This window comes from Hyunsoonleella aquatilis, assembly GCF_014270105.1.
GTDB classification, from domain to species: Bacteria; Bacteroidota; Bacteroidia; order Flavobacteriales; family Flavobacteriaceae; genus Jejuia; species Jejuia aquatilis.
In genome coordinates this window covers 617,236-643,144 of sequence record NZ_JACNMF010000001.1, presented here as the reverse complement: position 1 = coordinate 643,144, position 25,909 = coordinate 617,236, and the positions used below count along the sequence as shown (strand labels likewise).

At 37.2% G+C, this 25,909-nt stretch carries 19 protein-coding genes; 6 read left to right on the top strand and 13 right to left on the bottom strand.

The window, feature by feature from the left end:
* Positions 1-201: 201 nt before the first annotated feature.
* The gene (locus H7U19_RS02725) at positions 202-1,071 is read right to left on the bottom strand and encodes a DUF4846 domain-containing protein (protein ID WP_186558385.1); all 870 of its coding nucleotides are present in this window, start codon (positions 1,069-1,071) and stop codon (positions 202-204) included.
* A 113-nt stretch (positions 1,072-1,184) separates the two neighbouring features.
* Here H7U19_RS02725 and H7U19_RS02720 point away from each other — a divergent pair, with 113 nt between their 5' ends.
* A complete protein-coding gene (locus tag H7U19_RS02720; RefSeq protein WP_186558383.1) occupies positions 1,185-1,628 on the top strand; it encodes a Na(+)-translocating NADH-quinone reductase subunit F in 444 nt (147 codons plus the stop codon).
* A gap of 134 nt (positions 1,629-1,762) precedes the next feature.
* On the opposite strand, the gene nqrF is transcribed toward H7U19_RS02720, so the two are convergent.
* From nqrF to H7U19_RS02690, 6 genes are all read right to left on the bottom strand, one after another.
* On the bottom strand, positions 1,763-3,067 hold the full coding sequence (nqrF, locus tag H7U19_RS02715) for an NADH:ubiquinone reductase (Na(+)-transporting) subunit F (RefSeq protein WP_186558381.1): 1,305 nt from the start codon (positions 3,065-3,067) through the stop codon (positions 1,763-1,765).
* A gap of 1 nt (position 3,068) precedes the next feature.
* The gene (gene nqrE / locus H7U19_RS02710; protein WP_186558379.1) at positions 3,069-3,791 is read right to left on the bottom strand and encodes an NADH:ubiquinone reductase (Na(+)-transporting) subunit E; all 723 of its coding nucleotides are present in this window, start codon (positions 3,789-3,791) and stop codon (positions 3,069-3,071) included.
* A gap of 75 nt (positions 3,792-3,866) precedes the next feature.
* On the bottom strand, positions 3,867-4,514 hold the full coding sequence (locus tag H7U19_RS02705; protein ID WP_186558377.1) for an NADH:ubiquinone reductase (Na(+)-transporting) subunit D: 648 nt from the start codon (positions 4,512-4,514) through the stop codon (positions 3,867-3,869).
* 2 nt (positions 4,515-4,516) lie between these two features.
* Positions 4,517-5,311: a Na(+)-translocating NADH-quinone reductase subunit C gene (locus H7U19_RS02700; RefSeq protein ID WP_186558375.1), complete on the bottom strand. Its 795-nt coding sequence runs from the start codon at positions 5,309-5,311 to the stop codon at positions 4,517-4,519.
* A gap of 2 nt (positions 5,312-5,313) precedes the next feature.
* Positions 5,314-6,540 carry an NADH:ubiquinone reductase (Na(+)-transporting) subunit B gene (locus tag H7U19_RS02695; RefSeq protein ID WP_186558373.1) on the bottom strand — a complete coding sequence of 409 codons (1,227 nt, stop codon included), beginning with the start codon at positions 6,538-6,540 and terminating at the stop codon, positions 5,314-5,316.
* A 38-nt stretch (positions 6,541-6,578) separates the two neighbouring features.
* Positions 6,579-7,934: a Na(+)-translocating NADH-quinone reductase subunit A gene (locus H7U19_RS02690; RefSeq protein WP_186558371.1), complete on the bottom strand. Its 1,356-nt coding sequence runs from the start codon at positions 7,932-7,934 to the stop codon at positions 6,579-6,581.
* A gap of 153 nt (positions 7,935-8,087) precedes the next feature.
* Between H7U19_RS02690 and H7U19_RS02685 the strand changes: the two genes are divergently transcribed.
* Positions 8,088-9,332, top strand: a complete 1,245-nt coding sequence (locus tag H7U19_RS02685) for a type IX secretion system plug protein (RefSeq protein WP_186558369.1) — start codon at positions 8,088-8,090, stop codon at positions 9,330-9,332.
* 83 nt (positions 9,333-9,415) lie between these two features.
* Positions 9,416-9,802: a Co2+/Mg2+ efflux protein ApaG gene (gene apaG, locus H7U19_RS02680; protein WP_186558367.1), complete on the top strand. Its 387-nt coding sequence runs from the start codon at positions 9,416-9,418 to the stop codon at positions 9,800-9,802.
* Positions 9,803-9,979: 177 nt separating this feature from the next.
* Here apaG and H7U19_RS02675 read toward each other — a convergent pair whose 3' ends face one another.
* The 3 genes from H7U19_RS02675 to H7U19_RS02665 form a co-directional block, all read right to left on the bottom strand.
* Entirely contained in the window at positions 9,980-10,279 is a 300-nt protein-coding gene (locus H7U19_RS02675) for a GIY-YIG nuclease family protein (RefSeq protein WP_186558354.1), read from the bottom strand.
* A 69-nt stretch (positions 10,280-10,348) separates the two neighbouring features.
* The gene (locus H7U19_RS02670; RefSeq protein WP_186558352.1) at positions 10,349-11,341 is read right to left on the bottom strand and encodes a DUF6695 family protein; all 993 of its coding nucleotides are present in this window, start codon (positions 11,339-11,341) and stop codon (positions 10,349-10,351) included.
* On the bottom strand, positions 11,334-12,059 hold the full coding sequence (locus tag H7U19_RS02665; protein ID WP_186558350.1) for an NRDE family protein: 726 nt from the start codon (positions 12,057-12,059) through the stop codon (positions 11,334-11,336). Before H7U19_RS02665 ends, H7U19_RS02670 begins: the two co-directional genes overlap by 8 nt.
* Before the next feature lie 209 nt (positions 12,060-12,268).
* Between H7U19_RS02665 and pruA the strand changes: the two genes are divergently transcribed.
* Complete coding sequence (gene pruA / locus H7U19_RS02660) at positions 12,269-13,897, top strand: L-glutamate gamma-semialdehyde dehydrogenase (RefSeq protein WP_186558341.1); 1,629 nt, start codon at positions 12,269-12,271, stop codon at positions 13,895-13,897.
* Positions 13,898-13,929: 32 nt separating this feature from the next.
* Here the strand turns inward: pruA and H7U19_RS02655 are convergent, their stop codons facing one another.
* Positions 13,930-14,721, bottom strand: a complete 792-nt coding sequence (locus H7U19_RS02655; RefSeq protein ID WP_186558339.1) for a DUF481 domain-containing protein — start codon at positions 14,719-14,721, stop codon at positions 13,930-13,932.
* Positions 14,722-14,875: 154 nt separating this feature from the next.
* Here H7U19_RS02655 and H7U19_RS02650 point away from each other — a divergent pair, with 154 nt between their 5' ends.
* Complete coding sequence (locus H7U19_RS02650) at positions 14,876-17,296, top strand: CehA/McbA family metallohydrolase (protein WP_186558337.1); 2,421 nt, start codon at positions 14,876-14,878, stop codon at positions 17,294-17,296.
* 152 nt (positions 17,297-17,448) lie between these two features.
* Here H7U19_RS02650 and H7U19_RS02645 read toward each other — a convergent pair whose 3' ends face one another.
* Positions 17,449-18,135 carry a GNAT family N-acetyltransferase gene (locus H7U19_RS02645; RefSeq protein WP_186558329.1) on the bottom strand — a complete coding sequence of 229 codons (687 nt, stop codon included), beginning with the start codon at positions 18,133-18,135 and terminating at the stop codon, positions 17,449-17,451.
* Positions 18,136-18,377: 242 nt separating this feature from the next.
* On the opposite strand from H7U19_RS02645, the gene H7U19_RS02640 reads away from it, so the two are divergent.
* Positions 18,378-20,948, top strand: coding sequence for a T9SS type A sorting domain-containing protein (locus H7U19_RS02640; protein WP_186558327.1), 2,571 nt, complete (start codon positions 18,378-18,380; stop codon positions 20,946-20,948).
* A gap of 457 nt (positions 20,949-21,405) precedes the next feature.
* On the opposite strand, the gene H7U19_RS02635 is transcribed toward H7U19_RS02640, so the two are convergent.
* Positions 21,406-25,680 carry a hybrid sensor histidine kinase/response regulator transcription factor gene (locus H7U19_RS02635; RefSeq protein ID WP_186558325.1) on the bottom strand — a complete coding sequence of 1,425 codons (4,275 nt, stop codon included), beginning with the start codon at positions 25,678-25,680 and terminating at the stop codon, positions 21,406-21,408.
* Positions 25,681-25,909: the final 229 nt, after the last annotated feature.

Genomic DNA, 25,909 nt, shown 5'->3' with positions numbered 1-25,909 from the left:
AATAGCTTTATGATTCATATATAGCTACATCGGATGAAAAAAAGAAGGTGAGCAAGTAAATCACCTGATTTACCCGAAAACAGTGGAATTTTGGCTGTATGGTTTATTTTTTTCGTTGTATCGCCTCTTTGATTTCGGATACTTCGGACAAAAAGGGGGCAAGTTTGAAATCAAATCCATTAAAATGATGCTGTCTTTCTATCATTTAAATCGCACAAATTTTGAACTATAAAAGGTATAATTAGACACAGGAATCACCGCGTCCTTTTCCAAACGATACCATGGGGATATTTGGGAATCCTCTAAATTTTTTACCAAATGTACACTTTGAGCAGGGGTGTTCCCTTGGCAGAGGAGGTAGATTTTATCACCATTGGAGTTTACGGCTTCGTCACAAATCATTACGATATGCCCAGGCGAACCGCCTTTAATCAACATATCCCCAATTTTCAAATTATTTGGATTGTTGATTTTCGGCAATTCATTGTAAAGGGACAAAGTCCCCGAATACATATAAATCAAATTCAGGTATTTATAGAAATTTTCTTTTGAATGGTTTTTGGAAGCAGTTTTATGAAATGTCACTTTATTGCCATTTATCTTTGGGCGATACCCTTCAGCATATTTTTTCCAAGAGCAATAATGTCCGCTGGTGAAATTAAAACCTATTTCATCCTTCCTATTATTGTCCCAAAGGTATTCACTTCGGATTCTGATTAGGGCATCGGCACATTGCTGCAGACCGTTTTTAGGGACAGGGATTTCCAATACCCCAATATGCCCAAACTGCCAAAAATATTCGGTATCGTCATAATTGATAATTTTAGTTCCGAAAGGTTTCAGTTTATAATTTCGAAGATAGTCCTGAAACGAGCCTTTAAGATATGCTACTCGTTTGTAGCCCTTGGGTATATTTACTCTGGATTTAATGGTGAGACTGTCTTTGTTCAGTAAACTTGTCGGTTTAACTTCAGAAACTATGGCGTTTGCGGTATGTTGAATAGGCTTTATTTGATATGCCAAAGCAATAATTAGGATTAAGGTCAACGTAGATATTACTAGTTTCTTCATGCCCTTTTTAACGCTAATGAAGTAAGATTTGGTATGAACTCAACAGAAATTTTAAGAGTAGTTTCACAATTAAAATCGCAATTTTTTGTAATTTCAAAGAAAAATTGGGTCTTATGAAAACTTCACCTCGATTAGAATCCGCAATACAAAAACTGTATATCGCTTTCCATAATGACACGCTAAACCCGGAATGTTGTCAACAATGCGCAGTAGGCAATATTTTAGATAATACCGATGGATGGAAACACCTTTCCAATTCCCATGGCGACTTGGAATTAAATTACGTGGGCAAAGTACACCAAAATCTAGGCCGAAAATTTAATGGATATTCGCCCTTGGAATTGCTTCGAATTGAACATACATTTTTAAAAGCCTGTGGTTATCAATTGCCATTACACCATAAAAATAACAGGCCCGAAAACCCAATGGATAAAGACAATTTATTCAAAGGCCTGTGTAAGGTAATTGAATTTTTATGCCAATTGGACGGTGTTGAAAATGTAATGGATTATACGAGATTGTTTGAGGTTGAAATAGACAAACCTAAATATGCTTAAGCCTAAAACAACTTTTGAAAGCATAAAAAAACCAACTCAAATGAGTTGGTTTTTTGTATTATTAGAGACCCTGCGTCCCGAAAGCTTTCGGGAGTGCAGGGTGACATTAATTTTAAATGTCGTTAGCGACCTACTTATCCTCCAAAGTCATCAAATCGAATGTGCTCGTCTGGGATTCCAAAATCCTCTCCCATTTTTTGAACGGCTTTGTTCATTAATGGAGGTCCACAGAAATACAATTCGATATCCTCTGGTGATTCGTGCTTGCTTAAATAATTATCTATTACACAATTGTGGATGAATCCTACGAAGCCATCACCTGGGGCATCAATATCTTCTTTTACTTTCCAATTATCTTCCGGTAAAGGTTCAGATAATGCCAGGTAGAAGTTAAAGTTAGGAAAATCCTTTTCTAATTGATAGAAATGATCCAGGTAGAACAATTCCCGCTTAGAACGTCCACCATACCAATAGGTTACTTTTCTACCTGTCTTCAATGTTTTGAACAAGTGATATAAATGTGAGCGCATTGGAGCCATACCTGCACCACCACCAACATATAACATTTCACTTTCAGACTCATTGATGAAGAATTCACCATAAGGACCTGAAATAGTGACTTTATCACCCGGCTTTTGAGCAAAAATGTATGACGAAGCCACACCAGGATTTACATCCATCCAACCGTTTTTAGCTCTGTCCCATGGCGGGGTAGCAATACGTACGTTTAGCATAATCTCACGACCTTCAGCCGGATAAGACGCCATAGAATACGCTCTTTCCACGGTTTCATCATTCTTCATCACCAATGGCCAAAGACCAAACTTATCCCATTCTGCTTGAAACTTATCTGGGGTTTCATGCTCTTCAGGATGCGCCGTAATGTCAATATCAGAATATTTTATTTCACAAGGAGGAATTTCAATTTGAATATATCCCCCTGCCTTATAGCCCATATCCTCGGGAATCTCAACAACGAATTCCTTAATAAAAGATGCTACATTATAATTTCGAACAACAGTTGCTTCCCACTTTTTAATACCAAAAACTTCTTCTGGAATAGTGATATTCATGTCCTGCTTTACTTTTACCTGACATGCCAATCTCGCTCCATGTTGCAATTCCTTTCTTGTAAAGTGTGGTGTTTCCGTTGGAAGGGCTTCGCCTCCTCCTTCCAAAACATGGCATTCACATTGGATACAGGTACCACCTCCACCACATGCAGATGGCAAGAAAATCTTCTTACCCCCCAAAGTGGATAACAAACTACCTCCAGAGGCCACTTCTATTTCCTTTTCACCATTAATGGTAATTTTAACTGGACCCGATGGTGATAATTTTTGCTTTACAAATAACAAAAGAGCTACCAACAATAGCGTAACAATCAAAAACGCTACCACGGTTGCTGTTATAACTCCGAAATCTATTGCTAAAATCATATTACTCATTTATTGTTGTATTGTTAGCTATCACTTTGTTCTCTTCCGAATCATCAAGCTTATCTTCAACCTTAGCAGTTTTTGCTTCTTTGGGTGCTTCCTCATCTCCACCTGTCAACATACCTCCAAAGCTCATAAAACCAATGGCCATTAAACCTGTTATGATAAAGGTAATTCCCAATCCTCTTAAAGCTGGTGGCACATTAGAATATCTAATTTTTTCACGAATGGCAGCAATGGCCAAAATGGCCAAGAACCATCCGATGCCTGACGCAATACCATAGTTAAACGCCAATCCTAAGGAGGCAATTTCGCGGGACTGCATGAATAAAGACCCTCCCAAAATCGCACAGTTTACAGCGATCAACGGCAAGAAAATACCAAGGGAGTTGTATAATGATGGTGAAAATTTCTCAACTACTATTTCAACCAATTGCACCATGGTCGCTATCGTCGCGATAAACATGATAAAAGACAAAAAGCTCAAATCATAATCTGCGAACTCTGGGCCCAACCACACCAATGCACCCGGTTGTAACAAATACTGATCCAACAACCAGTTTAATGGTACCGTAATCGCCAAAACAAAAATTACTGCTGCACCTAAACCAACTGCAGTACTTACTTTTTTAGAAACCGCTAGGTAAGAACACATTCCTAAGAACGTGGCAAATACCATGTTATCAATAAAAATCGATTTGAAAAATAATTCTATATGTTCCATATTTTTAAGTCTTCAGTCCTCAGTATCCAGTCTTCAGTGGCTTACTGCCTACTGATATCTGCCTACTGGCAACTATTAGTGATCTTCTACTAATGCTTTGTTTTTAGTACGTTGTACCCAAATGATGACGCCAACCACGATCAATGCCATTGGCGACAACAGCATAAATCCATTGTTTTCATAACCGATAGCGTACAATCCTGTCTTTTCGATTGGATCTCCTAAAACTTTAAATCCAAGTAAGGTTCCAGAACCCAATAGTTCCCTAAAGAATCCTACGATAATCAAAATGGCACCGTACCCAGCGGCATTACCAATACCGTCCAAAAACGAACGCCAAGGACCATTACCCAAGGCAAATGCCTCAAAACGTCCCATAATGATACAGTTGGTAATAATCAAACCAACGAATACCGAAAGGGTTTTACTCAATTCGTATGCAAAGGCTTTCAGTACCTGGTCTACAATGATTACCAAAGCAGCAACAACTACCAATTGCACGATAATTCTAATTTTTGATGGGATGATATTTCGCATTAAGGAAATCACCACGTTTCCAACACCCAAAACAAATAGCACGGAAACAGACATTACAATAGAAGCCTTTAATTCAGCCGTAATCGCCAACGCAGAACAGATTCCCAAAACCTGAATGGTAATTGGGTTATTATCCGCTAACGGATCCGTTATTAATTTTGTGTCTTTTTTTGAAAGTATACCCATGTCTAGTTCTTTAATAGGTTATCGAAATAAGGCTTGTACAGCTTCAAATCACTTTTTATCATAGCGGTAACGCCATCCCCCGTAATGGTGGCTCCAGCTATGGCATCCACTTCATTATCCGTTTTGTTTTCATTTTTCGGATCAGCATTGCCTTTGGCAACCGTAATGCCCTTAAATGCACCATCTTCACTTAACAAATGCTCCCCGATAAAATCGTCCATAAAGAAACGTTGCTTGATGTTTGCTCCTAAACCAGGTGTTTCACCTTTATGGTCAAAATAAGCACCTTTCACTACCATTTTATCATCCATGGCAACATAGCCCCAAATAGCATCCCACAGACCTTTTCCGTATATAGGCGCAACATAAACTTTATTGCCGTTTTTATCTTTTCCAACAAACAATGGCAATTTTCTAACCCCACCATCCTTGGCATTGCTCTTTTGCTTTTTAATATTGATTAGGTAAGGTTCTTGACCATTGTTCGCTTTCATGTACTCCTCACGAGACATTTGCTTTGTCAATTCACCATCCTGAGACTCCAACACCCATTGCTCAACAACATTCTTTTGAAACAACTCAGGAGCATCCGCAGTGGCCACAAAATTTGCGCTACTTTCATCATTCTCGTTGATGCCCATAGCATAAAGAATATTTTGTTGCTTTTCAATACGCTCATTTTCTGTAATCGTTGGCTTCAAAGAAGACGCCGTAAAGGCCAATAAAGCACCAACGACGATTACCATTCCTATGGCGAATAAAATCGTATATGAATTCTTATCAGTATCAATTGCCATAATTACGCTGTTTTAACTTTTAAACGTTTCATCCTTTTCTTCACATTGCCTTGAACCACATAATGGTCGATGGTTGGTGCAAATACGTTCATCAACAAGATGGCAAGCATTACACCCTCAGGATATGCTGGGTTGAACACACGGATTAAAATCGAAATAAATCCAACCAAGAAACCGTAAATCCATTTTCCTTTATTCGTCTGCGATGCCGTTACCGGGTCAGTTGCCATAAACACTGTACCAAAGGCAAAACCACCGATAATTAAGTGTTGCCACCAATCAGTACTCATCAATCCGTAAAATTTGCTACTATCAGAAATGATTCCTGCATCTACAACAGAATTGAAAATCAATCCCATTACAATCGCTCCGATCACTGAGGACAGCATAATTCGCCAGCTTCCAATTTTGGCAAACACTAAGAAGAGTCCGCCTAATAGAATCAATAATGCCGATGTTTCCCCAACGGAACCAGGAATAAACCCAAGGAACATATCCGAAGCCGAATAAGCCACCTCCTTGCTTTGAGCTAAACTACCTAAAATGGTTTCACCAGAAATGGCATCTAAATTTTCACCAGCCGCAATAGCTTGATCTCTTGCCACAGCACCGTGAACCCACACTTTATCTCCTGACATCCAAGTAGGATATGCAAAGAATAAAAATGCTCTGATGGTTAATGCTGGGTTTAAGATATTCATCCCTGTACCACCAAATACTTCCTTTCCGATAACAACACCGAAAGCAACTGCAACTGCCAGCATCCATAACGGAATATCAACTGGAACGATTAAAGGCACAAGCATTCCAGTAACCAAATATCCTTCCTCAACTTCGTGTTTCTTAATCACAGCGAAAAGGAACTCGATCGCCAGACCGACACCGTAAGACACTACCACTAGAGGTAATATCTTCCATAGGCCAATTACCAAATTATCCCATGTCCAAAATTCACCACTTAAAAATCCACCGGATACCGCTTGAATTTCACCTAATGCCAAATGGTGCTGATAACCCGCATTGAACATCCCGAAAATCAAACATGGCACCATGGCCATGATGACCGTGTTCATAGTACGCTTTAAATCATCGGCTGCCTTGATGTGCGTGCCACCATGTGTGGTTTCATTCGGTAAGTACAAAAACGTATGAATGGCATTAAATGCAGGTGCCATCTTCTTGTTTCGGTACTTCCGCTTTAAAACATGTAATCTCTTTTTTAAACTCATCTTGTAATATTTTTCATTTCACTGCGCTCAATGAATAATTATCCAATTTCTTTAAGCATTAAGTCTAAACCTTCTCTTATAATTTTTTGATGTGGTTGTTTCGACACACAAACAAATTCTGTTAAGGCAAAATCCTCAGGAGCTACTTCATACATTCCCAAAGCTTCCATTTCGTCTAAATCTTGGTACATACATGCCTTCAAGATTTGCATTGGATAGATATCCAAAGGAAATACTTCTTCGTAATTCCCAGTAACCACAAAAGCACGATGCTCCCCGTTAGTATTGGTATTTAAGTCATAACGTTTCTTTGGATTCAACCATGAAAAAGTCATTGCCCTTGAGGTTGAAACTTTATCAAAAATCGGCTTATTCCATCCGAAAAGCTCATAATCATCACCCTCCGGAATCACAGAAATTACATTGCTGTAATAACCCAAATACCCATCTGGTTTGATTTCTTTTCCTGAAAGCACATTACCCGAAATGATTCGCGCATTTGCTCTCTTTTCTATGCCCTTGTCATAAATCATTGTGGACACTTCGGAACCCAATTTAGTAACAAAATAACGCGGTGCTTTTACAGAAGAACCTACCAAAGCCACAACACGCTCAGCATTAAACTGGCCTGTCAAAAGCAATTCCCCAATAATCACTAAATCCTGCGCATTTACGGTCCAAACCACTTCACCCTTATTCACAGGGTCGATCTTATTGATTAAAGTGCCAACATTACCTGCTGGGTGTGGCCCAGAAACTTTGTGTAAAGTCACGCCTTGCAATCCGCCCAAGGGCGAACTGGAACTCTTTCCAACCGACACATGCACTTGTCCTTCGGTCAATTTACCCAAAGCAGTTACTGCAGCTTGCAATTCAGCTTCCTTTCCCTGAAGTGTAAAATCCAAATCGGCCGCTAGAGGCGCGCTGGCATATCCTGAAACGAAAATCGATTTTGGAGATTTTTCTGGATTCGCAATAACGTCGTAAGGCCTCTGCTTTATGAATGGCCAGCAACCGGTCGCCAATAAATGAGACTTTATGTCTTCTGCACTGGCCGAATCCACATTAACCTTTCCGTTATCCTGAAAGGTCTGCTTTTTATCTGCTTGAATCTTTATCTCTAAAATCTTGCGCTTTGCGCCACGGGCAATTTCTAAAACCTCACCAGAAACTGGCGAAACAAACTTGATAGCTTCGTTAGATTTATCATAAAACACAGGCTCGCCTGCTTTTACTTTTGTACCAACTTTAGAAATTAACTTAGGAATAACGCCGTGGAAATCTTCAGGTCTAATTGCGTAAAAGTTACTCAAAATTGCCTTTTCGGAGGTTTTTTCGGCTTCACCTTTTAGCTTAATGTCTAGACCCTTTTTAATGCGGATGTCGTTTGACATATTTATTTTTAATTGAAGTTAGTTGACTAAAAATCTGTGCAAAAATACAAAGTAAAAAGCAGTTACCACAAAAAAATGAGACAGAATTTTAAAGTATTAAAGTATCTTAAGCTTTAGGCATCAAATTTGATTATATTTACAAAAAAGAGTTGAATGCATAATAAATTTTCTATCGTTTTCTGTTTTTTCTTTTTGTGCTTAAACGCCCAAGTTGAAGAAGTTAATCCTCCTGATTATATCAAGTCCATCACTTTCAAAAGCACGAGTAGTGCACTCGGGGAATTGCCCATTTTAAAGTTGGGCGAAACCTTTTATTTGGAGTTTGATGCATTAGTGAGCAACGAGCCCGATTTTTATTATAAAATTGAACATTACGATTACGATTGGAAAGAGTCCATTTTAGTGCGCACCGAATTTATTTTGGGTGTGGATAATTTCCGGATTCAGGATTATCGCAATTCCTTTAACACCTTTCAAATTTATTCACACTACCGTTTAACGCTCCCCAACCAACAGACCAAACGTCTATTGGTTTCGGGTAATTATATGATTTCAATTTTTGACCGGGACGACAATTTGGTATTTTCCAGAAAATTAATGATTTATGAGGATTTGGTCACGCCGGGCATCAGCATCAAACGTTCTCGAAACGTGAAGACTATCAACGAAATGCAGACCGTGGACATCGAGATTTCTACTGGGCCACAAATCAACAATCCTTTACAGACCATCAAAACTTTAATTATTCAAAACAGAAACCTATACACCGCCATAAAGGACATCAAACCCCAATACACCTTGGGCAACAAACTGATTTACCGTTATGTGGACGAAACTGCGTTTTACGGGGGTAACGAATATCTGTTTTTTGAAACCAAGGACGTTCGTGCTGCTTCCATGGGTGTGCAGTTTATAGCTTTAGAGGACATTTACCATAGTTACTTGTTTACCAATTTGCCGCGAGCCAACCAACCCTACACGTTTTATCCCGACATCAACGGACAGTTTAAAATAACTGCTATCGACCGTGATGATGTTTCTATCGAAGCAGATTATGTGCAAATACATTTTTCCCTGAAACACCCTTACCTGACCAATGGCGAGCGTATTTATGTGTATGGCAATTACAACAATTATGCGTTGGACGATTACAACGAAATGTTTTACAATGAAGAGCGGGGCGCGTACGAAACCAACTTCCCGCTTAAGCAAGGCTTTTACAACTACAAATACGTGGTAGTCAATGCTGACGGTACTTTAGACGAAGGGCGCATCGGTGGCAACTTTTGGCAAACCGAAAACAATTACAAAGTACTGGTCTATTACCGCGATTTGGGTGGCAGATATGACAGGCTCATTGGGTTTAACGAAGTTTCATCGGTAAATATTACCAATTAACCCGTTTTAACGCTTTTTTTACAGGCCGAAACCTTAAAATTGCTATTTTAGCAACCCAAAACCGTTGTATATCAATCCCTAGCATGGTTCAACAAGTTACAAAAGGCATAAAAATTTCGGTGGAAACCAACTTTGAAGGCACGTTTTATAAAAACTATAAAATCCAGTATGCCTTTGGCTACACCGTAACTATCGAGAACCAAAGCAAGGACTCTGTGCAATTGTACGCCCGCCATTGGGAAATCCTAGATGCGCTTAACAATTTAGAAACCGTTACGGGCGAAGGCGTTATAGGCAAAAAGCCCGTGCTAAAACCGGGCGAGTCTCACACCTATACTTCTGGCTGTTTGTTGACTTCCCCCTTTGGAGCGATGCAGGGCTACTACAACATGGTAAACTTTACCACCACACAAAAATTTCAGGTAACGATACCGACGTTTAAATTGAGCGCGCCGTTTGCTATAAATTAGGGCGTTACCCACAAGGGGTCGGGCTTTCACTACTCGCTCTCTCCCGATAGCTATCGCGAGAGGAGCTCAAGCAGGCCGTTCAATCCCTAACGCAAAGCAAGTTGCAGAAAGTTAGCCAATGAACCGTCATGGTGAGGGAGGCACGACCGTAGCCATCTTTTGGCCCCGAGTGCGGCACTAACCAAAATAAAATAACCACCCATCCGACAAATCTTTCCAAGACGCATTTTCTTTTTCAATCAAATTAATCTTTTTGTAGCGCTTGTATTTTTTAATCTGCTTTTCCCTTTCAATTGCTGCATCAATCGAATCAAAAGCCTCATAGTAAACCAGTTTCTCACAGTTATATTTGGAAGCAAAACCTATGTAAGCTTTAGTTTTATGTTGATACATACGTCTAACCAAATTACTGGTAACACCAGTGTACAAAACCGTATTGTTCTTGTTGGTAATGATGTAAACATGGGATTGTTTCATGGGGATAAATTAGAGTTTATCATTAAACAGATTCTTACGGTCGTACCTCCCTCAGAATGACGGCCACCATTAGACTACCCGCTCGAACCGAAACACCCTCTCCCCCTGCTTCACATTAAAAAACTTGCAGTTGGAATAGTGTACAAATTCATAAGGGGCATCGTAGTCAAAACCCGTTTCCTGAACTCTAAAAACGGCATCGCAATCAATATTTCCATAAGGTGAAATACGGCGGAAACCAAAATCGGTGGCACTTCCATTTTTGCGCAGCTCGAACCAAGCACCGGCAGCAATGCCGGATAACCACTGGGCATGTTCCGATTTTTCATTATTGTGTTTTGGTTCCAAAGTGCCAACAAAATTCACTTGGTGGTCTTTCAGTTTATCCAAAAAATTCCGAACGTTTTCACTTTTTTGAGAACCCTGAAATTCCAAAATTTTACCAGTTTCGGATACTTCATAAACATAATTTTCAGTATCGGCCAAAACCACATTCCCCACCGTACTCGGCGTAAACCATTTCGACTTGACCAAAGCCTTTTTAATCTTGACATCCGTTACCGAAGCAATCAAACTATCTGTCACAAAGCGTGCACAATTGCAGGCCTCTTTGATAAACGCAGCATAGCGGATAAAATGCTTGCTTTGCATTTTAGTGATATGCTCCCGAGCCTTTTGATAATTCACGGCATTGCATATAGAAGCCACTAATTTTCCATCGCCATGGGTTAACTTTGGGTGAGTTCCCAAAAATTCTAAAATCTCATTGAGATTAGTGATGGTATCATTTTCTATATTGGCGACCAATGGAAAATCTAACTCATTATCCGTATCCTTTCCCCTAACGCGACCTGTGGGCTCTGGTGTGATATATCGTCCGAAATCATGGTATTCCAATTCGCCCGTGGCTTTATTAATCAAGACCAATGCGGCATGCCCCGCGCGCAGGTAGTTTTTTTTACCAATTCCCAAATATCTTAAAAAAGGTGAATACCATTCGTCAGCCACCATAACAATGGTTTCGGGATAGGCCATGGTGATGATTATTCCCGTATTAGCCATTGACCGGTTGAGGAAATTTAAAGGTTTTGGAAGTACTGATGTCCTTGAGAAGATTTGCGTAACGCACTTCTACTGAACCGCTCGTCTTTTCAATTTGGGTGATACTAGTGGTTTTTACAAAACCGCGATCCATAATCACCCCGTAATCCAAATTACCTTTCCCTGAGGTTTTATGAAATGTCATCACTGAGTTAGCATCAAGAATATGATGCGCTTTAAAATCTTTAAACCAGTTTTGACGTTCAGTTCTCATCACTCCATTATATAATGTAGAAGACGACCAAATGTGCGCCTTAAAAGGCAATTCCTTGATATGTTTTGTAGCACCATCCCAAACCAATTCATAAAATTTCACTCCGTGATTCCAGTCTGAAATTATAATCGTAAAAGGCTCAATATCATCATAATCATAGCTCCCCATGGTGTCAACAATATGATCTGCAACCATAAAATCCTTGGCTACAATGCCCCTACTCTTTCGGTATTTTGATTTGCGCTGGTGAAACTCAAATGCACCATTCAATACACAAACCACACGTTTTTTTTCGCTTATCCCAATCCAAGTTCCTCCTGAAAGTTCATCCTTCGGAAACAACATTTCGGTGCCATTTTCAGTATAAAAATCTGGAGCTAGTGATACCCGTTCTGGGGCTTCATCCCTGTTGGATGTTAAAATAAAATCGGTTTTCCCTTTTGGGACTATCGTAACAGTACACATGAAATCTGTAGTCTATTTACTTTGGAGCAACTTACAAAAAAATAAACAAAAACTATATTCATGAAGTGGACATAAATTCATAACCAAAAAACAGAGCTATTAATAAAATTTAACGTCATTTTAAGGTATTTGAGCAGTAAATTGTAATTTAATAATTCGTAAATTTGCACCCAATTCATTGAAAATTTTTTAACGAAAACGAATTAATCATGGGAAAAGGCTTTTTTAATGTACCAATTGCAGTTAACGAACCTGTTAAATCCTACGCTCCTGAAACTCCAGAACGCAAGGCTGTTTTAGAGACCTACAAAACCATGTTTAACAGTCAAATTGATGTACCGCTTTACATTAATGGTAAATACGTTTCAACCGGAAACACCAGAACCATGTCCCCTCCTCACGATCACCAACATAGTGTTGGCACGTATCACCTAGCTGAGCAAAAACATATTGATGAGGCTATTTCCACAGCGTTGGAGGCTAGAAAATCGTGGAGTCAAATACCATGGGAACAGAGAGCGGGTATCTTTTTGAAAGTCGCGGAATTGGTTGCTGGCCCATACCGGGCTAAAATAAATGCGGCCACAATGATTGCGCAATCCAAAACCATCCATCAAGCGGAGATTGATGCGGCTTGCGAGCTTGTGGATTTTTTGCGTTTCAATGTGCAATTTATGACGGACATCTACGCCGAGCAACCCGAAAGCACCAATGATGCTTGGAACCGTGTGGAATATCGTCCACTGGAAGGGTTTACTTATGCCGTTACACCATTCAACTTTACGGCTATAGCCGGAAACCTGCCAGCTTGCATGGCTTTAATGGGCAATGTGGTGGTTTGGAAACCAAGCGATAGTCAAGTCTATTCTGCAAAAGTGATTATGGATGTGTTTGAGGAAGCTGGAGTGCCTCCGGGAGTCATCAATGTTGTATTTGGAGATCCTGTGATGATTACGAATACCATATTGGCAAGTCCTGATTTTTCAGGGTTGCACTTTACAGGTTCTACCTTTATTTTCAAGGAACTTTGGAAACAAATCGGGAATAATATTCACAACTATAAAACCTATCCAAGAATTGTTGGGGAAACTGGAGGGAAGGATTTTATTATCGCCCATAAATCGGCAAACCCGAAACAAGTTGCTACAGCCATTTCGCGAGGCGCCTTTGAATTCCAAGGGCAAAAATGTAGTGCCGCTTCCAGAGCTTATATTCCAAAGGGTATATGGAATGAAGTTAAAGGTTTTGTTGTTGAGGACGTAAAATCCTTTAAAATGGGATCTCCAGAAGATATGGCCAATTTTATTACAGCCGTGATTCACGAGGGCTCATTTGACAAATTGGCTAAGTATATTGACCAAGCCAAAAAAGACAGTGATGTTGATGTTTTGATTGGCGGAGGCTACGACAAAAGCAAAGGCTTTTTTATCGAACCTACCGTATTGGTGACTTCAAATCCCAAATACACCACAATGTGTACTGAACTGTTTGGACCTGTGATTACCATTTATGTATACGAGGACGATACCTATTCGGAAACTTTAAAATTGGTTGATGAAACCAGTGAATATGCACTTACTGGGGCTATTTTGTCTACCGACAGATATGCTATAACCGAGGCTACCGAGGCCCTCCAAAACAGTGCAGGCAATTTCTATATCAACGATAAACCTACTGGGGCAGTCGTAGGCCAACAACCTTTTGGAGGCGCAAGGGCCTCAGGAACCAATGACAAAGCAGGAAGTGCACAAAATCTATTGCGATGGGTTTCGCCAAGGTTAATAAAGGAAACATTTGTAACCCCTACGGATTATCGCTATCCGTTTTTGGGGGAATAATGAAGTATTATATTTAAGGAAGAAGGGATCAGTTAATGGAATTGGTCTCTTTTTTTTTCTATTTTTTTTAAAGTCTTCAGCGTAAACCCAAACGTCAAAAATCGATCTTCTTTCTGCTGACCTTCAACAACGATACTTTCATAAGTATGCAAATAATTCACCTTAAAGTTTAAAAAATCCCAAATTGGTAATTCCAGTCCAATATCGGCCTGCCAACGAAAATTATCACCTTCCTCCAGCGAAGGTTGAAAATAACTGACATGATTTAAGATCACCTTCTTTTTAAATAAGAGGTATTTCCCGTTTACCCAAAACGTTCCCCGTAACGTACTGATGGATTGCAAACCGTCATAATTATTGCGATTAAAGTCTGTTTTGGAAAAATCCGTACGTTCAAATTCACTTGAAATCGAAAATTTGAGCCAATTTCCATTTTGGCTCCAAGCTTGATAGGTTACCCCTGCACCATAGAGATACCGCAAATCGATTTCCCGCCTAAAATTAGTGCTCAAAAAACCTAAAAACAAAGGGTAAAATTTACGTTCTGGATTAATGTACAGAAAGTTAAGACTCAAAATATCTTCATCTGCCTTTTCCTTTCCAAACTCTTGATACACATAGGAATTCCTAGTTTTAAAAATCCAGTTTTTCCAAGGTTTAAAACTAACTTCAGAGTTTGTCCTGAAAATTAAGGTTTCTACATTACCCCCTTGCCAAAAACCAGTAATTGCTAGGTTCGCTTTTAAACTAAGCGTATCACTTTCGTTGATTTGTGCAGATAAAAAAATGGGGATAAAAACTAAGGTGCAAAAAACGTTTTTCATTTTTTTCAATATGAAATTGTTCCTTTTTTATACTTACAAAGATATCCATTGATTGGTACCCATATAGTTTCTAAATCAGGGAAATAACCATACAAATACACAACAAAAATTGTCTTACCTTAGTAAGCAGTAATAGTAACTTTCGCAACTAATTATGAAGTATCCCTCCTTTTATCTCATCCTTTTTTTATTAAGCTCACAATATATAACCGCCCAATGGACCAACCGTTACCCCCAGGTAGATGGCTTTGGACACCATGTGTATTTGGAGGGTTATGAATTGCCCGTGATGAATTCGGGGGCAACGGGTCCCGCACCATCTCCATCGGGGAACGAAGTGGTGTTTTCGGCAAAAGGCTGGTTGTGGCTGATGGATTTGAATACGCAATCGGCACGCAGAATTACCTCCACTGGAGCCATGGATTTTAAGCCCAATTGGTCGCCAGATGGGAAACACATTGTATTTGTTCGTGATACAGGATTGGATACCAAAATCATGTTGTTGGATATGGCTCAAAACAAAGAATTCCTCTTGATAGATACCAAAGCTTTGGATTTAGATCCGATTTTTTCACCTGACGGTGCTTCGGTTTATTTCGCTTCCGCGGAAAATGGCTCATTGGATATTTGGCAATTGGATTTGGCTACCAAAACCAAAACGGTTCTCACAAAGGCCAAAAGTCTCGAGCGTTTGCCCATTCCGCTGAATTCAAAATATATGATTTATCTGAAGAAAACCGGGTTTTCTTATGATTCTATCGAAGTGTATAGTTTGGACAATGATGAATCCTTGGCTTTGGCTGAAGAAAATTTTATGTCGCAAGCCTCATTTTCATTGAGTTCCGACCAACGAACTTTGGCATACACCTGGCCACAGGATGATGATTACGAGCTTCGCCTATTGGATATCAAATACCCCGAAAGCAATTTATTGTTGACAAAAAGCAACACACTACCGTTAAACCCAAAGTTTAGTAGCGACAATCAATGGATTTATTATTCCGAAACCAATACAAACGAGCTTTCTGAAATAAAGCGCATTCGAGTGAGCGGTGGCAAGCCAGAGTTGTTGGAAATCAAGTCTTGGGAATGGAATGCCCCAACAGGAACCCTTAAAATCACTAGTAAAGTGGATGGCAAAATCACACCCGTCCGCATGAGTGTTGTGGATGCCAATGGGCATCCCGTGGTGCCCAATACGGGGATTATTCATTCCGAAGGGCAAAACGGCATGGTTTTCTTTTATTCCGATGGCGAAATTGAATTACAAGCACCTCATGGCGAACTCACCATAACAGCTGTCCACGGATTATCCACTGAAAAAACAGTTATCAAAAGTACGGTGGGCACTGATTCACAATCCGCAGAAATCAATTTGAAAACCATTTGGAATGCCCAAGCCAATGGCTGGTATTCTGGCGACAATCATTTTCATTTGAATTATGGAGGCACGAACCAACTCGATCCCGAGGACATCGTTTTGGACTTAAAGGCCGAAAACATGGATGTGGCTTTTCCGCTATTGGCCAATTTGGGCAACCGCTTTTTGCAACCATCCATTTGGGATTGGAAACGTACCGAACCACCTTTAATTCAATTTGGGCAAGAAGTTCGCTCCCATTTCCTGGGGCATTTGGGTCTCCTTGGAACAAAAGATATTTACTGGCCGTGGGTTTGGGGGCCCTATTATGATGTGTACGGGCGGGACGACCGCTTAAACGCCGAACCGTTGGAATTTGCCCGAAACCAAAATGCCTTGGGGGGCTACGTCCACCCGGTAAGTGTACGCGACCCATTTACCGAAAATGGTGCAAGGCGTATCCCCATTGAACTGATTGCCGATTGCGTTTTAGGGAAAAGCGATTTGATAGAGGTGGGCTGTTTATGGAGTGATGAAATTGGAACCGCTAATTTGTGGCACGAAATTTTGAATATCGGGCAACCTTTGGCTATTTCCGGGGGCAGTGATGTAATGAACGACTTGTACCGAACGATGGCCATTGGGGTCACTCGGGTTTATGTAAAACCTGATGGGGATCTCTCCATTCCCAGTTATTTGGAAGCTCTAAAAAATGGACGCAGTTTTGTGACGAATGGTCCACAAATCCTATTCGAGGTAGACGGCAAAGAAGTTGGCGAGGTCATCAACACCAAAAGCAAAACAATAAAATGGACTCTGGATGTGCATTCCCCTACGCCTTTTGATCTGGTTGAAATTTTTGTGAACGGTGCAATAGTTTGGTCCAAAAAAGGGAATACCAAGGCAGGATCAAAAACATATAAAGGGAGTATTGATGTGCCAAAAGGCGGTTGGGTAACGGCTCGGGTTTCGGGTGGCGTAGTGGATTGGCCCTTGATGGATAGCTACCCTTTTGCTGAAAGCAGTCCGGTTTGGTTTAATTCGGTTGGGAGCACAGATAAAGAAGCGGCCAAAGCATCTGCAAATAAGCTTTTAAGATTGCTAAGTGTATCCACACAACGCTTAAAGCGAGGCTATGGGGATAATCCTATTCCGAAATTGGAGGGGCATTTTGAGGAGGCGAAGCAACATTTGGAAAGTATTATAAATCAATAATTCAATGTCAGTTCGAGTGAATTTCACGATTGGAATGAGTGAAATTTATATCGAGAACATTGATTTCTTGCATAATGTGGTTCTCGATACGATTTCTCATGCTTCGAAATCACTCGAACTGACACGGTTCTTTGAAAATAGCCTTAATCGATTTACTTCCTATTAAAATACCACCAATTCATCTCCTGGGTCAATTCAAAACCCAAGCTTTCGTATAAGCCAATGGCAGGATTGCCTTTGGTGGTATGCAAAATGGGATGCTTGCCCGTTTTTAAAATTTCCTTGGTGGCATGCACCGTGAGCTGTTTTGCAAAACCACGTCGGGTATAATCAGGATGGGTAACGACACCGCTGACTTCTATAAAATCATCCGTTTGCATGCGCTGGCCACTGGTGGCCACCAATTTGTCATTTTTAAAAATGCCATAGTACTCCCCCATATCAAAGGTACGTTTTTTGTAGTATCCGGGCATCACCAACCAGATTAAACCATAAATATCTTCAATATGTGCCTCTGTTAATGGCACAATAGTTTCGGTCATTTCCACCTCAATCAACTCTTTTAAAACCATTTGGCAACCTTCCATTTTTTGGTTTAGCACCACAAAAGTTTCATCATAGGACGGAACGTCTTTTTCAGAAACCAGGAAAAAGCTATCTGTCAATTTGGAATAGGCCGTCAATGCTTCTGCGGTTTTGGTGGCATCCGTAAATCCGCCGAAGGGACAAATCTCCGGGTCATAAAATGCGACCTCATCGTATGAAACGGCAAACTTTTGATGCGTCTCGTTTAGGGAATGCCAAACGGGATTTTGTAATGTATTTTGAAAGTGGGTCAAATTTGTTACTGGCTTAAACCTCAAATGTAATTTGAAATGTTGAAATTTCTACAAAATTAACGCTTGGTTTTGATTTAAAAAAGCTTGACTTTGTCAGAAAAAATAACGAACTTCGTTTAACATTCGGTAAACTTCATTAAAACGCAAGCTTATCTTGGTATTGTAGCAAATTTCAAGAGTATCGTTACAAAAATTCGACCATAACGAATTATAAATATTAATATAAAATTCCATTTCAAGAAATGAAAAAAATACTACTTTTTAATTCAATGCTGTTTGTTTTCAACACAATCTTTGGGCAAATTAGTTTTGAAGATAAGATTAATCTTTATGATTATAACTATTTAAGTGTCAATATTATTTATGACGATTTCGATAATGATAATGATTTGGATATAATAAAACATGGTGCTCCTAATTCAAGAAATGTTTTACTTCAGAAGAATGAAAATGGTAATTTTAATGCCAATCCATCGATTTTGCTAGATACTCGAAAAAACCCTATTATTTCTTTAGATTTAAACAATGACGGTTTTCCCGATTTAATAACTTACCAGGAATTTAGCACTATAGGTGTTTTATATAATTTACAAAATGATACATTTAGTGAAGAGGAAACCGTTCAAAGTTTTCATGGTTCATACTCGCATACACTTAAACCCATAAAAATTGATTACAATAGCGACGGTTTCATGGATTTAATTCTTATCAACAATACTAGAGATGCTTACTTGCTACGCAACAATCAATTAGGTGGGTTAGAACCGGCTAAATTTTTAATTCCAGTAGGCACATTTAATTATATAAATAAAATTGAGGATTTTGATAATGACGGTGATTTAGATTTCTATATATGGGATTATAATAAATTAAAAATTCATTTATTCGATGAAGATTCTGATGACTTTATTCAACCAACTGCCCTACAAGCTACATCTTCGCTAGAATCGTTCGGAGTAATAGATTTAGATGGAAATGGTTATAAAGATATATTATACTTGAAAAATGGATCGGTATGGGCAAAATATTTTGATTTTGACAAAAATACTGACCAATATATAGTGTTGAATGACATAATAGTTGTCGATAATATTCCCTTAAACACTAATTACAACAATCATAATTCAATTTATATTGAAAATAAAGAAAATGGAGTTTATGCAATTTATGTTGCTTTATTGACTACAGATAACCACCATAATATATATAAATTCAACGTACAAAATAATGTATTTAGTACGGCTGAGACAGTGTTGGCTAATTTTGAAATAAATACACTTAGCCTAAATCAATTTAAATTTTTAGACCTAAATAACGATTATAATTTAGATTTCACATATACAACAAGCTCTAACCAAAATAAAATGATACTAATTAATAATAATATTAATGACCCTTTAGACAAGACTATTTGTGTTCAACAGTTTATTTTACCAAATGATTTTTCTGTTATTGATATGAATGGTGATGGTATAGAAGATATCTGCGTGGGTAAATCTGGATTAGCTTATTTTGAAAAAACTGCTAACAATGAATTGAGCGAAATGCAAAATTTAATTGGTGTAGCTGCTAGTCCTAATACCACCTCTTACCCAAATTATAATATAATTGACTTTAACAATGATGGTATAGGAGATGTAATTGATTTTGAAAGTTTAACAGATAATATTAAACTTTTTAAAAATTTAGGAAATGATAGTTTTGAATTTATTCAATCCATTAACCTTCCAAATAACCTTTTAGTGACTGATGTTTCCTTTGCCGATATTGACAGTGATGGTTTTAAAGATTTAATTATATATAATATTTTTGAAATTCTAGCATACAATAGTCTTGATTCCACAGAAAATAGTGGGTTCTATTGGGCGAAAAACAACAGTGGAGTCGATTTTGGTACGATTCAACCTATAGTAATAACTGGTGTTGATAATATTTCAACATCTACATTCGCTTTTGATGATTTTAATGATGACGGTGAAGTTGACTTATTAATGTTGAATTCTTATTTTGAAAACAAAGAAATGTATTTTCTAGAGAATTCTAATGGACAATTTTCTGGAAATAGGATAGCAACAATTACTGGAAATTATAGTAGAAGTCATTTAAAAATTAAGGATTTTGATCAAGATGGAGATTTAGATTTTTTTTTATATGACATAAACAGGGGTCAAAATAGCGGTAGTCCATTACTATTTTTCAAAAATGATAGTCAAAATAACTTTCAATCAATTATTATTGAAAATTTGAACATTGAAGATCTAGAGTTTAGTGATGGTGATGGCGATGGTATTAATGAAATATATGCATGGAACTATGATCACAATTCTTATATGAACAATATTTTTTATTACACAACACCGGACTACGTAAGTTTTACCAAAGTGCAAATAGACTCTTACAGCTCTATTAATGAAAAATCAGACCCCTCTACTAGAGGTGATTTACTTTTGTATGATTATAATGATGATGGTAAAGATGATTTATTTATTAACAACTATTCTTCATTTTATGGATTAATATCTGTCTATAAAAATAATTCAGAAACCTTAGGAATTGAAGAAATTAAAAATGATAATACTTCAAATAAATTACAAGTATATCCTAACCCTTTCGTAAATTCTGTTAATTGGAGTAGTCAGAAAAATGAAATCTATAACATAAAATTATTTTCTCAAAATGGTAAATTAATTTTTGAAAAAACAACTTCAGAAAACAACCTAAATCTTTCTTCTTTCAATAGCGGAATTTACTTTTTTGTCATTAAAGAAAGTACTTATGGTAATAAATGGGTTTATAAAATAATTAAAAAATAAATCTTACAACACTAGGATAATAAATTAAAAAAACTTGCTACAACAAAGTATAAATTTTATTGCTAGCTAACTGCTTATTTGCGAAAGTTCTCGCGAACTTTCTAATCGGTAATATTTTGCTTACTTTTAGCATAAAAACACGCAACAAACTTTATACAGAGCCGTTAAACGAATCCCCAAAATCAACAACCCAAGCAGAAAACCCCAACTTTTAAATTTGTACCCAACCCCAGCAAGCATGCCCGCGTTAGGGATTGTAGCGGCATCCTTTTGCTTTATTAAAGTTTGGCGGAAATTTTACAAATTATCACTGATTTAAAGGTGGATTCCTGCCTTCGCAGGAATGACAGAAAGCAAAAGATATAGCGGAAAGCCTGCCTGCCGGCAGGCAGGCCCGACCCCGACGCTTTCGGTCGGGGTAACGCCCAAAAAGGACATAAGATAAAACTTAAATTAATTATTTTTCGCCCTCTTTTTTTCCTTTAAAATCTTTAATGTACTCGCTTGGTGTTTGTCCAAATTGCTTTTTAAAACATGTTCTAAAATACTTTGCATCTGAAAAGCCTACCATAAAAATAACTTCCGTAATGGAATATTGACCAGAAAGCATTAGTGTTGCCGCCCGTTTTATTCGAATAGTTCTTATGAATTCTGAAGCGGATTGTCCTGTAATAGACTTTATCTTTTTATGAAGTGCAGAGCGACTCATACCAATGTCTAACGAAAATTTTTCTACGGAATAATCTGAATTATCTATATTTTTATCAATAAACTTAAAGGATTTTTTCAAGAAGTTTTTATCTAGTTTACTGGACAATTCTTTCCAACTGGAGGGCGTAGATTTTGTCTTGAATTTTTCAGCCCATTGCTGTTTGGTTTTTAAAATATTGTTAACCCTAAGTCGGAGAATCTCCATATTAAAAGGTTTTAATACGAATTCATCGGCACCTGCCTCTAGACCTTCTTTTTCATTTTCTAACCCTAATTTTGCTGTAAGTATTATTACTGGAATATGACTTGTGTTTATATCATTCTTAATTGTTTTACACATCTCAACACCATTCATTATGGGCATCATTAAATCTGAGATTATTATGTCTGGTCCCATTTTTAAGGCGAGATCCAATCCTTCTTTTCCGTTTTTAGCATTTATTACTTTGTAATAGTTTTCAAAGTAATTAGACAAATATTCTCTTAAATCTGCATTATCTTCAACTATTAGTAATGTTGGAGTGTCCTTTGTATATTTAACTTTTTTTGTGGCTTTTGGAGGCGTTATTAAGTCGTTTTTAAAATCTTTAACTTCATTTTTAACAAAACTAAAATCATATTGCTTGGGCCGAATTTCGAGCATAGAATCATCTTCATATTCATCCTTTGATATGGGAATTGAAACTGTACAGGTTGTGCCTTTATTTACAGTGCTATCCATAGAAATGGTGCCCTTATGGATTTTCACCAAGCGCTTTGTATATGCTAAGCCTAGACCAGAGCCTGTTTGTATGCTGTTGCTTTCTTTTTTAACTTGATAAAACCTTTCAAAAACGCTAGATAAATCTTCGCTAGATATTCCAACTCCTTCATCAACAACTTTTATAATAGCGCAATCTTTACCGTCAATATTTTTTTTATCTACATTTAGCGTAATGCTTTTACCAGAAGGTGTAAACTTAAAAGCATTCGATAGTAAATTATACACCACTTTTTCAATTTTGTCATTATCAAACCAACCCTCAATTGATTTTTTATTAGATTTAAACTTAAAGTTCACTTGTCTTTCTATTGCAATTTCTTCAAAAGCATTATAAATTTCAGTTAGAAAACTTACAAAATCGCCTTCCTCTACTATTAAATTTACATTGCCAGATTCTGCACTTCTAAAGTCTAATAATTGATTAATTAGCTTTAACAGTCGTGTTGAATTTTTATACATTATAGCATTTAAACGCTGTAAATATTTGGCATCATTACTTCCCTCCATAATTTGCTGTAGAGGGCCTATTATAAGTGTTAGTGGTGTTCTTAATTCATGAGAAATATTCGTGAAAAATCTTAATTTCATTTGATTCATCTCTTCAGACTTTTCATGTAAAGCACTCTCAAGTTTTATTTGATTTTTTAGTTTTATCTGATTCCATCTTACTCTATTTACGATAAAACCAATGACTGCTAAAAGGAAAATAAAAAATACAATTGCAGTAGTTGTTAGGTACCAAGGTGGTGTAATTGTTATCATTATTTCCTTGGGCACATCACTCCAAATCGATGAGCTATTAGAACCGTATACTTTAAAAACATAATCTCCAGGAGGCACGTTTGTGTAAGATGCAAATTTGCGCTCTTGACCTGTCGTACTATGGGACTTCTCTTCAAACCCTTCTAAAACAAACTTATACCTGTTTTTTTTAGGGTTAGAAAAGTGCATACTTGAAAACTCAAATTCAAAAGAATTTAAATCATATGGTAACACGATTTTTTCAGTTTCATTTAACCCCTTATTTAAAATTATTTTACCATCTATCTTTTCATTAACCCCAATAGATTCATTAAATAATTTAAAATCTGTGAGGGTAACCTGTGGCTTTTGAGTATTAACAGTTAAGTTATTAGGATGAAAAAAAGTAAATCCACCCACACCGCCACATAACATCATTCCAGATGACGTAAATTCCATGGCATTATCCACAAACTGATCGACATTAAAGCCATCTTCTTTTTCAAAATATATTATTTTCCCTGTACTAGGGTTTAATTTAGAAATTTGCCTTGTGTGAATAGACCAAATATTTCCCTTAAAATCCTCTTTTAATTGAGAAACAACATCGCTAGGCAAACCATCTTCAACCGTATAATGAGTGAATTTATAATCATCTTTATTAGAGTAAGTTAAACGGTTTAACCCTCCTCCATAAGTTCCAATATAAAGGTCCCCATTTTTTGCTTGATGAATATCCACTATATGGCTACTACTTAAAGAATTTGAATCTTCCGGATTATTATAAAACTTTTCAAAAGTTACTTCACCTGTTGAGGAGCGATTTAATTTATTCAAACCATTAACCGTAGCTACCCATATAACTCCTTGGTCGTCTTCTATAATATCTCTAACGTTGTTACTAGATAAACTCGTAGAATCTTTACTGGACGCATTATAATTAACCGCATAATAAGAGTTGGTTTGCTTGTTAAAAGTCATTTTTATTACACCCTTTTCCCATGAGCCAAACCAAATATTTCCTTGTCTATCTTCTTTAATTGCAAAGACACGATTATCAATAATATTCCCAAAATCATCTTCTATATCATCAATTTCTTTGATATTATAAGTTTCAGATATTTCGTTGTACTGAATTTTAAACAGACCGTTTAAAGCCCCTACCCATATAGCCCCTTCACTATCGCTTATTAAGCGTTTTACTTCAGGAAACATTGTAGCTTTATATGTTTTTATGCCTTTAACTGAATCTAAATAAATTATGGGCGACCCCGTTGTATTGGATGGGTTGTTTTTAAATACATCCTTATCTAGTGCGGTAATAATCCCATCTTCAGTTCCAAACCAAAAGTTCCCCTTTTTATCTTCACAGATTGTAACTATTTGTGATTTAAACAACCGGGATGAATATTTATTATCCAAGTATTCGGTTGAATTGTAAAAAGAATGACTTTCTAAATCCATTTTAAACAAACCATTGGTTAAAGCGCACAACCACAACACATTGGAGTTGTCAATAAAAATTTTTTGAAAATCTTGATTATCAATAACATTTTTTAATTGTTTATCGTTTGATAAATTTCTAATTTCCCCAGATTCGACGTTATAGTTTAGAAGCAACCTATTCCCAGCAATCCATATTCTTCCGTCTTTATCTCCAGACATATTAATGATGCGTTGCTCTTTTAATTGACTAGGGTTCACACTCGCTTTAAGTTCAATTTTTTTAGATTCAACAACTTTTAAATCGGTGTTTAATTTTATATTTAGCAACTCAAGGTCTTCATTTATAGCCCAAAACATATTTTTTGGGTATTCTAATATATCAAGTACGGTGCTTTCACTATCAAACAATGAGTCCCTATAATCTGTAGCTTCAATAGACAACTTGGGAGTTGTCCCATCTCGTATAATATCGATTTGATGTAGCTTAACAGTTTTAGAAGGTGTTAACAACCAAAATTTACCATTTGCAGAAGGCTTAATATTTTCAATATTCAATTTAACCCCACCATATTTATTCAAAAAGAACTCATATTTTAGTTTTCCTTGATCATCAATTTCAAAAAACTTTAGACCATCTAAAGAATTAATAAGGAAAATTCCAGATTCAGACTGGTATATCCTGTTTCTACCTGTAAAATCGGGGATGTCACCTACCTCAAAATAAGTGTCAATTTTTCCTGTATCTGGATCTATTCTATTAAGTCCAGATATTGTGCCTACCCAAATAAAACCATCTTTATCTTCAAATAATTTAAATATAACACTACTGCTTAAGCCCTTATCCCCTGCTCCATAATTGTAATGTTTCATGGAATAGCCATCGTACTTGTTAACCCCATTTAAAGTAGCAAACCATAAGTAACCGTTCTTGTCCTGAATAATACTAGTAACCCTGTTGTGAGATAAACCCTCATCTGCACCAGTTTGATGTAATTGCCATTGCGAAAACGTGGAGGTGTAGACTATTAAGAAAAAGCCAACTAAATAAAACTTTCTTATAGTTTTAATCATATTTACTAAATAACTTACAAAGCCTCGTTAAATATAAGTATAAAGCATTTCTAAATTAACTTCAAAACACAAATACTATTAGACTATTTTTAGACTCTAATGATCTTTATGAGTTGAAAACTTTAAATCGCAAGTATGAAGCCAAAACTTTAAAAAAAATCATAGTTGTATTATTGAAACAATTTAAGAATTAAAGACAATCCTATTAACTCAATGATCAGTTGTTAAA